Here is a 13,645-nt window from a genome sequence, read left to right as displayed (position 1 = left end):
AACCCGAATTTGTGTAAAGCCGAAATCGTCACACCGATTGTTTTGTCAACGTTGTTTGACTTCCTGAGGTTTCCGATATAAGTCGGGTTCTACGTAGATTTCGAAACGATAGAACGGCAAGGCCTCGCGCACTGCCGATTCGATCTTGTTGATAGTTTCGACATCGTAGTCACGGTCGAGCTTGGATGTCTGCACTTTCAGACACAGCAGGATGTCGTCTTCGGCCATGTGCATGGCCTGGATGTTGATGAGACGGTCGACGCCGGGAGTTCTTTCAACGGCTTTACGTATTCGAACAACCATTTCTGGTTCGACAGCTTCGCCAATCAACAACGAACCCGATTTGAAGCCGAGTGCCACGGCTCCCAGAATCAGAATCACACCGACGCACATGCCGCCTATCGCGTCCCAGATCTCATCACCGGTGACCAAGGCCATGGCGATGCCCAATCCCGCGAACACCAAACCGATCAAGGCAAGCGTGTCCTCCATCATCACCGAGGCAAGTTCCGCGCTCTTGGTCTTGCGCCAGAAATCGAACAGATTGAGATGGCCGACTTTGAGTGTTTCCATACGTTCGCGAGCTTCGCGTATCGAAGTATGCAGGCCGAAGCCTTCCAAGCAGGCAGATACGACGATGACCGCCAAAGAAGCCAACAGTTCGATGGACTCTACGCCCCGTGGCATGGAACCGTTGGTGAGCTTGACCAGCTTTTCGAAGCTCTGCGACGACGAGAACCATCCGCCTACGAAGAACAGCAGCGTGGCCACCAGGAATGAAGCAAGATATTTGGCACGATACAGGCCGAAGGGATGGTCCTTGTCCGATTTCGCAGCGGCTTTGCCGCCGACCATGAGCACCAGTTCGTTGGCACAGTCGGCGACGGAATGCACCGCCTCGGAGAGCATGGCCGAAGACCCGGTAAACGCCGCCGCAAGCCCTTTGGCCACCGCCACGCCGACATTCGCCAACAGCGCCGTCTTCACCGAATTGCTTGCCATTTTGTCCCCTAGTCCAAAAATCTATGAATCACTGCATCAGAATGTAGTCTTTAAAAAATAATAACCCGTGACAAGATATAAGCATGAAAAAGAAGCTGAAGAGAAAGTGGGTGATGCTGGAATCGAACCAGCGACCCCTTCCGTGTGAGGGAAGTGCGCTAACCGCTGCGCTAATCACCCGATTGGCATTCAATTATGAAAGAAAAACCGGAGTTTCCTCCGGCTTTCGTGGGCGATACAAGATTCGAACTTGTGACCCCTTCCGTGTCAGGGAAGTGCGCTAGCCTCTGCGCCAACCGCCCAGGTTGTTTGGATTCAGGACTTACATCCATCTTCCGAGGTGGGTACGAGAGTCGAACTCGTCTATACGGCTTTGCAGGCCGCTGCCTAACCGATTGGCTAACCCACCGTAAGGTCGTGTACAACTCCTCGGACCTAGAGCGGACAACGGGACTCGGACCCGCGCTCTCGACCTTGGCAAGGTCGCGCTTTACCAACTAAGCTATGTCCGCAAAGCTTTCAATGAATTCATTCGTTGTGAATTCCTTCACCGAAGCACGAGAGATAACTATATATGCTTTTGCCCGATTTGACAAATGGCTGCGTGTCGCCGCGGAATACCAATATATTTCCCACCTAATTAGGCAATACCACAGGATTTAACAGAGCGGCGGTTTCTACTCCCGTAGATGAAACTCATTCACCGATGGCATAAGCCCTCAAATTTCAAGGTTTCCAGCAGCTACATTAGGACTCATGACTACAGATGCGAAAACAACGAAGCCTATCATGGTTTGCGCTTTCGAAGGCTGGAACGATGCCAGCCAGGCGGCCACAAACGTGATTCGTCATCTGGTGGCTTCCTACGAGTCCCGGGAAATCCGGCACATTCGCACCGACAGCTATTACGACCTGCAATCCGCACGCCCCATGATCTGCCATGTCACCGGCCAGGCACGCATCATCTGGCCGCAAACGACCTTTTATGAGATCACGGTTGCGCCCGGAACCCACATCTACGCCCAGATCGCACCCGAACCCAATTACCGCTGGATCGATTACTGCCGCAACTCGCTGCGTATCGCCGACGAGCTGGATATCAGCGAAATCGTAACCTTGGGATCAATGTTCGCCGACTGCCCGCACACCCGGCCGCTGCCCGTCGAGGAATCCGCGTTGCGACGCAGCGAATCAAGCATCCGCGGCGGCGCCGTCAAAGACTCGGAAAACCGCGAGAAAGGCAGCAACCCTTACGACGGGCCGGTCGGCATTCCCACCGTGCTCGATATGCTCGCCGAGCAGGAAGGGTTCGACACGAACTCGATGTGGGTCTCCGTGCCCCAATACCTGGCCGGTGACGAATGCCCGCAGGGCACCTTGCAGATCTTGCAGCGCCTTTCGCAGATGCTCGGCGTCCAGCTCAACGTCGGAACCCTGCCGAAGCAATCGGTGATGTGGAAAGCACAAGCCGATGTGCTCGCCAACTGCAACGACGACCTGAAACTTTATATCCGTCATCTTGAGGACAAATACGATCTCGACCAGCAGCTTGACAAGTTGAGTGGCGGAACCGTGCCTCAAGGAGACCAGATTGCACAGGAAGCCGAAGAATTCCTTTCACATATCGAAGACTGAATCGGCCGAGTGCATATCTGAGTAAATCAAAGCCTAATAATTCATATCAAAAATGCCTGCCGTTGTATATTCGGCAGGCATTTTGCTCGTTGATATTGCACTCATATCAAACGATATCAAGCAAATACATCAAGCAATATCAGACAAACCAAGATAACATCAAATTATCGCTGTAATCGGTTGAATCATGGAAGAAACGGCCTGCGCGGCGGCCGGTGAAGCCTGAAGCACGCCGGCGATCAAGAGAATCGCGACGATGACGGCGATGACGATACGGTAGATTGCGAACGCCTTGTAGGAGAACGTCGACACGAATTTCAGGAACGCGATGATGACGATATAACCGACAAAGAAGCTGACGACCGTCGCAGCCAAGGTCGCGCCCCAGCCAGGGAAATTCGGCTCGCTTTGGTAATCCCCGACGGCTTTGACGGCTTCCAGAATGCCTGAGCCAAAGACGGCCGGAATGGCCATGATGAAGCTCACCCGCACCGCGTCCTCACGCGTATAGCCCATTGCACGGCCGACGGTAATGGTACCGCCGGAACGGGAGACGCCAGGAATCAGCGCCAGCATCTGGCCGACGCCGAAAAGCAGTGCTTCTTTCCAGTTCATTTCACGAACGGTCTTACGTTCGGGGAATTCCGCGTCGACGAACCAAAGGAGGATACCGAAAAGCAACAGCACGGTGACGGTGATCCACAGGTTGCGCAACGTGGTCTCGATGGTTTTCTGGAAAAGCAAGCCCGCGATAAGGATGGGCATGGTGCCGATGATGATGTACCAGCCGAACGTGGCGTCGCGGTCGCCTTTGCCGAGACGGGATTTCCAATCCTGGCCATTATGCCCGAAAAGGCAGCCGAACCAGTGCGAAAGAATATTGACGATATCATGGCGGAAATAGAGGATGACCGCCAGTTCGGTGCCAAGCTGGATGATGGCCGTGAACGCCGCTCCCGGGTCGGAATGCAGCATCAGCTCGCCGACAATGCGGATATGGGCGCTTGATGACACCGGAAGATATTCGGTGAGCGCCTGGACCAGCCCCAAAACAATGGCTTGGAAGAAATTCATAATCCCTCTTTATGCGTATCCCCGCCATGAAATCGTCTTGCTTTTGTAAGCCTGGAGAATCAAATAACCGGCTGGGGTTCGTGTCTAACGTGTTCAGCCTACCCAATATCCCGGAACTTCGTGTGTTACGACCTCCGATTGTCGCACATCGCTCACACAATTGAAGCGGGTAGGCCGAGGCCCGCCGAGCAGCAAGCCGATAATCTACAGGTCAATAACTTGTATGATTCCTCGATAGCTGTAGGAAGCAAACGAAGGGTGACATCATGGCAAAATATCGTAAAAGCAGGGCGTTCGCGCCAAAAGGATTCTTCGAGTGCGAGGGCAAAGGGCTCAAATGGCTGGGCGAGGCGCAATCGCAAGGCGGGCCGCGCGTGGTCGACGTCTATGGCTGGGGTGACGGCTGGCTTGACATCGAACGGGTGACCTCCTGCTCCCCGACCCCCAAGGCAGCGCACGATTTCGGCGCAGCGCTGGCACATATGCACGACGCAGGAGCCGATTATTTCGGTTCGGCTCCGGCCGGTTACGACGGGACCTGCTATTTCGGGCCATTGCAGGACCCGGTGCCGATGGATACGGGCAAGTGGACGAACCCCGTGGATTATCTCGGCGAAGGGCGTCTGTTGCCTATGGTCAAGCTCGGTATCAAACGCGGTGAGCTGAACGACAACGATCTTGAGATGACGCAGGAAGTCATCGACGCCTTGCCGGATCTGCTCGGCCCGGCCGCACAGGACAAGCCGGCCCGCGTGCATGGCGACCTATGGAGCGGCAATGTGATGTGGACCGACGATTCCGGTCAGGCTGAGGCCGTACTCATCGACCCTGCCGCGCACGGCGGTCACCGCGAGGAAGATCTCGCCATGCTCAATCTGTTCGGTATGCCGTTCCTAGACGAAATCATCGACGGCTACGAATCGGCGCATCCTTTGAAGAAGGGATTCCCTGACAGAATCACTATCTGGCAGCTTTACCCTATTGCCGGGCACTGCGTGTTCTTCGGCGGCGGCTATGTGAGCGAATACCGCGCGATGTGCCGTTCGCTGCTTTCCTAAAGACAACGCTTCAAAGTTCTAAACTCTAAATTCTCAAACAAAAATCGCCTTCGTCCAAAACTTTGTACGAAGGCGATTTTGAAGTCCTTGCCCTATTGTTCTACCCAGAACACTTCCACGGGTTGATCTTAAGTTGTTGAAGTTTTAGTGCAACGCGTCTTTGATTTTGTCGAAGAAGCCCTTCCTGTTGGTGGCAGGCCTCGCGCTTTGATTGACCTTACCGGCATTCGCGTCATGGCTCTGCGCGAATTGCTCGATAAGGTTCTTCTCCGCCTCGTCGAGCTTGGTGGGAATGTGCACGCTGACGTGCGCGATCAGGTCGCCGCGTTCTTCAGGCTTGCGAATCTTCGCCACACCGATGCTCTTGATCGACACGGTTTCTTCGGGCTGGCAACCTTCGGGGATGCTGATGGTCTGCTTGCCGTCGAAGGTATCGATATCGAGGTCGTGACCCAACACGGCCCAGGTCATCGGAATCTGAATCCAGCAATGCAGATCGTCGCCTTCGCGCGTGAACTGTTTGTCGGGCTTGATCCGAATATCAATATAAAGGTCTCCGGCAGCGCCGCCACCTTCACCAACCTCGCCCTGGTTGGCCAGGCGCAGACGGGTGTTGTCTTCAATGCCAGCGGGCACAGTGACGCCGACATCGCGAGAAGTGCGGATACGTCCATGACCAAGGCATGTCGGGCACGGATGCTCAATGATGGTGCCGTGGCCTTCGCAGCGCTCGCACTGCACGGTCGTCATCATCTGGCCGAGCATCGTGCGACGGACTTGCTGACGCGACCCTTGGCCGTTGCAGTCCGGGCAGGTCACGGGCTTCTCGCCGTTCGCCGTACCCTGTCCGCCACATTTCGGGCACAGTCCGAACGTATTGATCTTGACGTGCGCGGTTCCGCCGAATACCGCTGTCTTCAAGCTGATGGACGTGCTGGAAAGCGCGTCACGGCCAGGCTGGGTGCGAGAAATCGGGCCTTGTCCGCCGCCACCGAAGGCGTTGCCGAAGAACTGGCCGAAGATGTCGCCCATATCGCCGAAACCGGCAGAGGCGAACCCGGAACCTGCGTTCGGATCGTTGGGGTCGATGCCGGAATCATACATACGACGCTTGTCCGGGTCGGAAAGCACCTCGTAGGCGTTGTTGACTTCCTTGAACTTGTCCTCAAACTGCGGGCCGGCGATGTCCGGATGGTATTTGCGGCTCATCTTGCGGTAAGCCTTTTTGATTTCCTCGTCGCTTGCGCTCCGCTCGATGCCTAAGACTTCGTAATAATCTGTTTCTGCCACTGAAATTCCTCGAATATATTTTCTCGAATACGTTTATGTTACGTTCTGCCAGTTATTGTTTCATAAGCCTTGGAATACTAGGCCGCCTCGTCACTGGCTATCAGGTCCGTCAGATATCTGGCGACGGCTCGCACCGCGGTGATGGTCGTCTCGTAATCCATGTGTGTGGGGCCGATGGAACCGACGAAGGCGACGGGATGCGAACCGGATTGTGCGGTTTCATCCTTGCTTTGGCGACTATCGGTATTATCCGCGTCATTTTGCCCATCGGTTTCGCTACGTCCATAGCCGGAAGAGACCACAGAAGCATGGATAAGACCCGGCGTCCTCGTTTCGGAGCCGATGGCGACGCCGACGTCCTCGTTTTCCTCGCTCAGATCGCTCATCAGACGCATGATGACGACCTGTTCCTCAAGCGCGTCGAACAGCGGCGCGAGCTCGACACGAGGCTGCTTATGGGCGAGTTGGGAGGTTCCGGCCATATACATCTGGCCGGTGCCCTCGTCGTGGGCCATTGTTTCAACCGTCTTGGCCAGGCTCTCCCCGAGTGGGCGCACCGAGCTGTATTCGGGAGCTTTGATAATGATACGGATACGACGCGCCGCCTGTACCAGCGGCATATCCATGCATTGCGCATTGACAAGCTCGGAGAATCTGTTCAGAGCAATCGCATCCGGCAGCTGCCTCAAGGTAAAGGTGTGCTGGGCCACCGAACCCGAATCGGTGATGATGACGGCCAGCATGGTAACCGCGTTCAACGGGACGATCTCGATATGGCGCAATTTTGATTTCGAAAGCGCCGGAGAAGAGACCACTGCAACCTGGCCCGTAATATTGGCCAGAAGCCGAGCGGCACGCTGCAAGGTATCCGGCAAACTTACCGAACCCGACAAAAACGTGGTAATTCCCCTGCGTTGCGCTTCAGAAAGCGGAACGACCGAGGCGAGACGGTCGACGAAATAACGGTAGCCGCGTTCCGTCGGGATACGCCCGGCCGAAGTATGCGGCTGAATCAGATATCCCTCTTCCTCCAAAGCCGACATATCGTTGCGGATGGTCGCCGAACTTACCCCCAAGTTGTGCGCCCGTGTCAAAGCCGTCGAACCGACAGGCTCCTGTGAACGGATATAATCCTCGACCACGGCCCTCAGCACCAGCATGCGTCTTGACTGTGTCATCGGTCCTCCTTCCATGGTCATTTCAACACCCAATTACTAATGAGTATACCAAAGTATTAGCACTCTTGGACCGAGAGTGCTAATTGTTCCACTCTCAGGGGATTCCCGCATTTTCAAGGGCTTTGCTGACGTGAGCGTTAACATAACAAAACATACCAAACGTGTTCAAAACCTCACTTTTCGTCGGCTCTTAAAGTTAGCATGAAAGTGCAATGTGAGGGTGCTCTGCGGCGCGGAATAAGCCGTGTTTGCGGCATCCGGAATATTGGAAGGAAAGTATAAACCTATGACCGATTTCACTTGGTCGGATTTGGACGAGCGCGCCGTCAAGATGGCGAAGGTGCTCTCCGCGGACGCGGTTGAGCGGGCTGGCAGCGGCCACCCGGGCTCCCCCATTTCCCTGGCTCCAATCGCCTATACGCTTTATCAGCATTACATCAAGCACGATCCCAACGACCCCCACTGGGACGGTCGCGACCGTTTCATCCTCTCCGGCGGACATGCCTCGTTGACGCAGTACGTCCAGCTCTACTTCTCCGGTTATGGCTTGACCATCGATGATCTCAAGTACTTCCGCGGCGGCGCCGACACGCGCACTCCGGGCCATCCTGAGGTCGGCCTGACACCAGGACTGGAAATGACCACCGGCCCACTCGGCCAAGGTCTCGCCTCGGCCGTCGGCTTCGCCTACGGCCAGCGTTTCGAACGCGGTCTGCTCGACCCGAACGCACCGGAAGGCACTTCGCCCTTCGACCACAAGGTCTGGGTCATCTGCGGTGAAGGCGACGTTGAGGAAGGCGTCTCTTCGGAGGCTTCCTCACTCGCCGGCAACGAACGTCTCGGCAACTTGACCGTGATCTTCGACGCCAACCACATCCAGATCGAAGGCGACACCAAGCTCACCTTCTCCGAGGACATCCTCAAGCGTTATGAGGCCTACGGCTGGTACACCGACGAAGTCAGCTTCGTCCAGCCCGATGGCTCCTACAAGGAAGACACCGCAGCCCTCGCCGCGGCGCTCGACAAGGCCGAACAGGTCACCGATCGTCCGAAGTTCATCAAGGTCGACACCCTGATGGCTTGGCCGACCCCGGGCAAGACCAACAACGAATCCGCCCACGGCTCCAAGCTGGGTCCGGAAGCCGTCGCCGGCCTGAAGAAGGTCCTCGGCTTCGATCCCGACGTCGACTTCCCCGTCGACGAAGAGGCTCTTGCCCATGCCCGCAAGGTCGCCGACCGTGGCCTCGAAGCTCACAAGGAATGGGACGAGAAGCTCGCCGCTTGGCGCAAGGCCAACCCCGAGCAGTCCAAGCTCTATGACCGCATCAAGGCCAAGAAGCTCCCCGAGGGCTTCGACGAGGCCATCGACGAGCTTGAGAAGAGCTTCGCCGCCGGCGACAAGAACGCCACCCGTAAGTCCTCCGGTCAGGTCATCAACGCGATCGCCAAGGTCATGCCGGAACTGTGGGGCGGCTCGGCCGATCTCGCAGGTTCCAACAAGACCGACATCGACGGCGCCGAGACTTTCGGCCCCAAGGCCGATGAGACCCGCACCTGGCCCGAAGCCAACAAGTATGGCCGTCAGCTGCACTTCGGCGTTCGCGAGTTCGCCATGGGCGCCATCACCAACGGCATCCTGCTGGGCAGCGACACTCGTCCGTTCGGCGGCACGTTCTTCCAGTTCTCGGATTATGAGCGTCCGGCCGTGCGTCTTGCCGCGTTGATGAAGATTCCGAACCTCTACGTCTGGACCCACGATTCCGTGGCTCTCGGTGAAGACGGCCCGACCCACCAGCCGATCGAGCATCTCGCAGCCTTCCGCGCCATGCCTGATATGGAAGTCGTGCGCCCTGCCGACGAGTACGAGACCGCTGAGGCCTATCGTTACTTCTTCGAGAAGAAGAACACGCTGCCGACCGCGATGATCCTCACCCGTCAGGGTGTGCCGACGATCCCCGGAACCGCCGAAAAGGCGCGTGACGGCGTGCGCAAGGGCGCTTACGTCCTCGTCGACACCGATGGCGAGCCTGATGTCATCATCATGGCCACCGGTTCCGAAGTCCAGTGGGCCGTCGAGGGCGCCAAGACCCTTGCCAGCAAGGGCATCAAGGCCCGCGTGGTCTCCATGCCTTCCATGGAATGGTTCGAGGAACAGGACGACGACTACAAGGAAGCCGTGCTTCCGAAGTCCGTTAAGGCCCGCGTCTCCATCGAGGCCGGCGTTGCCCAGCCTTGGTACAAGTACCTCGGCAGCTACGGCAAGCCGATCTCCATCGAGCGTTTCGGCCTGCAGGGCGACGGCGCGCAGAACATGATCGACCTCGGCATCACTGCCGAGCACGTGGTCGAAGCAGCCGAAGCCTCCATCGAAGAGGCTCGTGCCTGAAGCCTGGCCTCAACACTATAAGCGATGCGGTTATTCAACGATTGTGCGAATAACCGTGAATGGCCGCATCGCTTAAAAAAACAAAACTTTCCAATACCGTTATTGGAATAAGGAGAAAACAATATGACAGAAGCAACACAACGCACCAGTGATTCCGGCGTTTCAATCTGGCTCGACGACCTTGATCGCACCCGCATCACCTCCGGCAATCTGCAGGAACTCATCAAGACCAAGAACGTCGTCGGTGTGACCACCAACCCGTCCATCTTCCAGAAGGCTCTGGCTCAGGTCGGACCTTACGACGAACAACTCAAGGAACTCGGCAAGATCAACGTCGAGGACGCCGTGCGCGAGCTGACCACCACCGACGTGCGCAACGCCACCGACATCTTCCGCGAAGTCGCCGAGAAGACCGATTACGTTGACGGCCGCGTCTCCATCGAGGTCGATCCTCGTCTGGCGCACGACACCGAGAACACTGAGAAGCAGGCCGAACTGCTTTGGAAGATGGTCGATCGTCCGAACGCTCTGATCAAGATCCCGGCAACCCTCGAAGGCCTGCCGGCCATCACCGCCACACTCGCCAAGGGCATCTCCGTCAACGTGACGCTGATCTTCTCGCTCGAGCGCTACAACCAGGTGATGGACGCTTTCATCGCCGGTATGGAACAGGCTGCCAAGAACGGCCACGACCTGAGCAAGATGGCTTCCGTCGGCTCGTTCTTCGTCTCCCGCGTCGACACCGCCGTGGACAAGCTGCTCGAAGCCAACGGCTCGCCTGAGGCCAAGGCTCTGGAAGGCAAGGCCGCTGTGGCCAATGCCCGCCTCGCCTACAAGATGTGGCAAGAGAAGTTCGCCAACGATCCTCGCTGGCCTGCGCTTGCAGCCAAGGGCGCGAAGGCACAGCGTCCGCTGTGGGCCTCCACCGGCACCAAGAACGCCGCCTACTCCGACTGCAAGTATGTCGACGAGCTCGTCGCTCCTGACGTCGTCAACACCATGCCGGAAAAGACGCTCAACGCCCTCGCCGATCACGGTGACGGCAAGCCGAGCATCGAAGGCACCTATGAGGAGAGCCAGGCCGTGATGGACAAGCTCGCTGCCCTCGGCATCAACATCAAGGATGTCACCGATCAGCTCGAAGCCGACGGCGTTGCCAAGTTCATCGCCTCCTGGGATTCGGTCCTCGCCGACACCCAGGCCGGCATTGACCGCGTCAATGGCTAATTCCCTTTAAAGGGGGTAGTCGTGTGGGGCTGCCGATATACATTGTTCTGGACACTCAAGGCCGTTCGGCCAAGCTTACGCCAGAACAATGTATATCGGCAGCCCCACACTTATGTTTCCAAAAGGAGACTCTTTCTGCCAGCGAATAAAAAACTTATAACTAACGCAGTGGAGGTCGGCAGATAAACGGAGCCAGTTGAATTAACTATTCAGTAGCTTGGTGGACCACTCGGTGAGGAGGGGTTTTAGGGCTTCGGGATTGTCGATGTGGATGTTGTGGCCGGCTGGGTCGATGACCTTGTAAACGGCGTTGGGATAATGTGGGAGCAAGGCCTTTTGGTCTTCGTATCCGACAACTTGATCCTCTTTGCCAGTGACGATGAGCGTTGGACCAGTGTAGGTTCCCATACGTTGCTCAGGATTACCATCAAGCAGATAGCGCTGACCTAGCTTCGTGTTGGCATCGCGGTCGCAGAGCTTCGTTCCAGGAAGGATATAGCGCTGGTAACGACGCCAGGCATCGAACGACTGGTTGACACCCATGGTGACGAAATCAATGACCTTATCTTGCGGAAGATTGTGAGTCAAGTCGGGGTTGGCATTGCTGATGATATGTTCGGCCAAATGGCGATGCGACATTACCGGATCAACCACTGGTGCAATCAAAGCAACACCTGCTACACGTTTTGGCTCACGGGAAAGTGTGTCCCGAACCAATGCACCACCCATGGAATTACCTAGCATTGCGAAACGTTGGTTACCAACCAGCTCATTGGCCGCATTCGTGAACCATTCGGCAAGTTCCGACAATCCCCCAACACCCGGCAAGGCCGGAGTCTGGCCATACCCCGGCAGATCCATATAAATACGTTGAGTTCCCTGAGGAAAAGCATCGTCAAGCATCATCAGCGAACGATGGTCCACGCCCATGCCGTGGGCAAGAATGATAGGCAGTCCCTCCCCCTTGACAACCGTATACGCTTCAGGCTGCGTGGTCATATAACTACTTTCTTCTCCTACAAGATACTTGTCTTTTAACATAGCTAAAAACGCGGAAGCCGGGCCCCATGAAACACAGGGACATCCGGCTTCTGCTTCCAGACCCTCAGCGAGGGAAAGGCATATCTATATTGTATCCCACGCAATTGGTTTTACCAAATATTTTTCGTTCTTCACCTTGAGCATATAGAAACAAACCATCAGAGAGATATTGAAAAACGTTCTAAATCATTAACAACAAGCCGTTCCGATTCGCATCCCTCTGATGCGCCGAGAATCTGATCCGGCAACCACAGTCTGGAATCCGACCCTCCAGGTAATAGTTCATAACGGAGCGCTCTCACGAATTGTTTTGCATGCAGAGTCTGAATGAAACGTAGCTCATTATGGTCTTGTTTCACGTTTCGTGATTCCATGAAAAGGTGAGTCACTCCATATTGGATTTCCAGTATTGGAAGCAGCGTTTCAAGGCATTTTCTTCGCGCACGTTCTGGCCTCATGGTTTTGAGCAGTGGTTCCGCTGAAATTGAAACATGATGAAGCTTGAGTCCGTTGATTAATGAGATAGATTTTTCATGCTCTCGAGAGTCCATATCATACCAATGGACCTTTTTACCTTTCAATAACTTGGCTTTTTTAAATTGAGAACGAACCGTAGACTCCTCAAGATTACATATTGACACACCAATCACATATCTGGACGGCCTTGTGTCCTGCGTACGGATGCTTTCATCTCCTCACGCAATCCGTTCTTTCATCACCATTCGCTCCTCCGCTTCGTTGCATTCTCGATCATGACTTCTTCGTAAGATTTCGTTGCTTAGAAGTTGAGTCTACCAAACAGGAGGGAGAGTTTTGTATAATTCTGACGCTTGCCGTAGCCATGTATGAAAGGAATAATCGAAATCCATCATTGCAAATGCAAAAGCCAATATAGTCAGAACTCATTACAAGTGTTTTTCAATCCACTGAGCAACACCGTCATCGTTATTTGACGGGCAGACTTCGTCAGCGATGGCCTTGACTTCGGACTTAGCATTGGCCACGGCGACGCCACGGCCTGCGTGTTCGAGCAGATCCATATCAATGAGGTCATCTCCGAATGCGATGGTATCCGAAATTGGAATGCCGAAATGTTGGCAGGCCAAATTCATTGCGTTGCGTTTCGTGGCTTTTGGATTCATCAGCAGCCAAAGGGCATCTTCTGAAATCAGCAGGGACATGTCATCCGGGACCAAAGACCTCACAAGTTTCTGTTGCTCGTCCGTCGGAAACATCATGATCTTTTGTGCCATTCCTGACGGCATATCGCTGAAATCGGTCAGCTGATATTCCTGGGACGGCCAAACCTCGGTCAAATCGAAATTTGTATAACGAGTGTCATTGAATTCGATGCCGATTCTCAAGTCTGGAATCCGTTCCAACAACTGGCGGCAAACTTCTATGCATCGCTCAACCGGGACTCCGAACCGGAGAATACTACTATTGCCAGTACTTTGATCGTCGCTCAACTCCTGTAAAGAGGAATGTTCAGAGTCCAAATCGACAACGCCACCGTTATGATAGGCACACGCCGAAGCCCCGATACGCTGAACTAGATCAAAGGCGGTCATTGGAGGCCTGGCCGTCGCTACCATCACCATGTTACCGGCCTTACAGGCGGCTTCAAAAGCTTTCTCGCTACGTTTTGAAAGCCAACGTTCACCGTATTCGTCACCACACAGCGCGGTCAAGTCCAAGTCGACTACCAGCAGCTTGCCGCCCGCGGACAGGTCAATATCAGTCACATTCACTCC

General features: G+C 55.3%; 11 protein-coding genes and 4 tRNA genes. 4 read left to right on the top strand and 11 right to left on the bottom strand.

What is annotated here, in order from left to right:
• Nucleotides 1-45: 45 nt before the first annotated feature.
• From OZX62_RS04885 to OZX62_RS04865, 5 genes are all read right to left on the bottom strand, one after another.
• On the bottom strand, nucleotides 46-1,002 hold the full coding sequence (locus tag OZX62_RS04885) for a cation diffusion facilitator family transporter (RefSeq protein ID WP_277176893.1): 957 nt from the start codon (nucleotides 1,000-1,002) through the stop codon (nucleotides 46-48).
• Nucleotides 1,003-1,109: 107 nt separating this feature from the next.
• Nucleotides 1,110-1,182: transfer RNA gene (locus OZX62_RS04880), tRNA-Val, on the bottom strand.
• Between the two features lie 49 nt (nucleotides 1,183-1,231).
• Nucleotides 1,232-1,304 (bottom strand) — tRNA-Val (locus OZX62_RS04875).
• Between the two features lie 36 nt (nucleotides 1,305-1,340).
• Nucleotides 1,341-1,411 (bottom strand) — tRNA-Cys (locus tag OZX62_RS04870).
• Nucleotides 1,412-1,441: 30 nt separating this feature from the next.
• A tRNA-Gly gene (locus OZX62_RS04865) sits at nucleotides 1,442-1,514 on the bottom strand.
• A gap of 244 nt (nucleotides 1,515-1,758) precedes the next feature.
• Here OZX62_RS04865 and OZX62_RS04860 point away from each other — a divergent pair.
• Complete coding sequence (locus tag OZX62_RS04860; protein ID WP_277176892.1) at nucleotides 1,759-2,637, top strand: PAC2 family protein; 879 nt, start codon at nucleotides 1,759-1,761, stop codon at nucleotides 2,635-2,637.
• Between the two features lie 159 nt (nucleotides 2,638-2,796).
• Here the strand turns inward: OZX62_RS04860 and uppP are convergent, their stop codons facing one another.
• Nucleotides 2,797-3,711, bottom strand: coding sequence for an undecaprenyl-diphosphatase UppP (gene uppP, locus OZX62_RS04855; RefSeq protein WP_277176891.1), 915 nt, complete (start codon nucleotides 3,709-3,711; stop codon nucleotides 2,797-2,799).
• 266 nt (nucleotides 3,712-3,977) lie between these two features.
• On the opposite strand from uppP, the gene OZX62_RS04850 reads away from it, so the two are divergent.
• On the top strand, nucleotides 3,978-4,769 hold the full coding sequence (locus OZX62_RS04850; protein ID WP_277176890.1) for a fructosamine kinase family protein: 792 nt from the start codon (nucleotides 3,978-3,980) through the stop codon (nucleotides 4,767-4,769).
• A 144-nt stretch (nucleotides 4,770-4,913) separates the two neighbouring features.
• Here OZX62_RS04850 and dnaJ read toward each other — a convergent pair whose 3' ends face one another.
• The gene (gene dnaJ / locus OZX62_RS04845; protein WP_277176889.1) at nucleotides 4,914-6,059 is read right to left on the bottom strand and encodes a molecular chaperone DnaJ; all 1,146 of its coding nucleotides are present in this window, start codon (nucleotides 6,057-6,059) and stop codon (nucleotides 4,914-4,916) included.
• A gap of 77 nt (nucleotides 6,060-6,136) precedes the next feature.
• Nucleotides 6,137-7,237 (bottom strand): heat-inducible transcriptional repressor HrcA, encoded by a 1,101-nt coding sequence (gene hrcA / locus OZX62_RS04840; protein WP_277176888.1) that lies wholly within the window; start codon nucleotides 7,235-7,237, stop codon nucleotides 6,137-6,139.
• Nucleotides 7,238-7,523: 286 nt separating this feature from the next.
• Here hrcA and tkt point away from each other — a divergent pair, with 286 nt between their 5' ends.
• The gene (gene tkt / locus OZX62_RS04835; RefSeq protein ID WP_277176887.1) at nucleotides 7,524-9,623 is read left to right on the top strand and encodes a transketolase; all 2,100 of its coding nucleotides are present in this window, start codon (nucleotides 7,524-7,526) and stop codon (nucleotides 9,621-9,623) included.
• Between the two features lie 123 nt (nucleotides 9,624-9,746).
• Nucleotides 9,747-10,850: a transaldolase gene (tal, locus tag OZX62_RS04830; RefSeq protein ID WP_277176886.1), complete on the top strand. Its 1,104-nt coding sequence runs from the start codon at nucleotides 9,747-9,749 to the stop codon at nucleotides 10,848-10,850.
• 201 nt (nucleotides 10,851-11,051) lie between these two features.
• Here tal and OZX62_RS04825 read toward each other — a convergent pair whose 3' ends face one another.
• From OZX62_RS04825 to OZX62_RS04815, 3 genes are all read right to left on the bottom strand, one after another.
• Complete coding sequence (locus OZX62_RS04825) at nucleotides 11,052-11,849, bottom strand: alpha/beta fold hydrolase (RefSeq protein WP_277176885.1); 798 nt, start codon at nucleotides 11,847-11,849, stop codon at nucleotides 11,052-11,054.
• A 200-nt stretch (nucleotides 11,850-12,049) separates the two neighbouring features.
• Complete coding sequence (locus OZX62_RS04820; protein WP_277176884.1) at nucleotides 12,050-12,541, bottom strand: hypothetical protein; 492 nt, start codon at nucleotides 12,539-12,541, stop codon at nucleotides 12,050-12,052.
• A 255-nt stretch (nucleotides 12,542-12,796) separates the two neighbouring features.
• Complete coding sequence (locus OZX62_RS04815) at nucleotides 12,797-13,636, bottom strand: HAD hydrolase family protein (protein WP_277176883.1); 840 nt, start codon at nucleotides 13,634-13,636, stop codon at nucleotides 12,797-12,799.
• Between the last annotated feature and the right edge of the window lie 9 nt (nucleotides 13,637-13,645).

It is taken from the genome of Bifidobacterium sp. ESL0690 (assembly GCF_029392315.1).
Lineage (GTDB): Bacteria > Actinomycetota > Actinomycetes > Actinomycetales > Bifidobacteriaceae > Bifidobacterium.
Note: the sequence above shows the minus strand (reverse complement) of the source record. Positions and strands in the feature narration are given on the sequence as shown.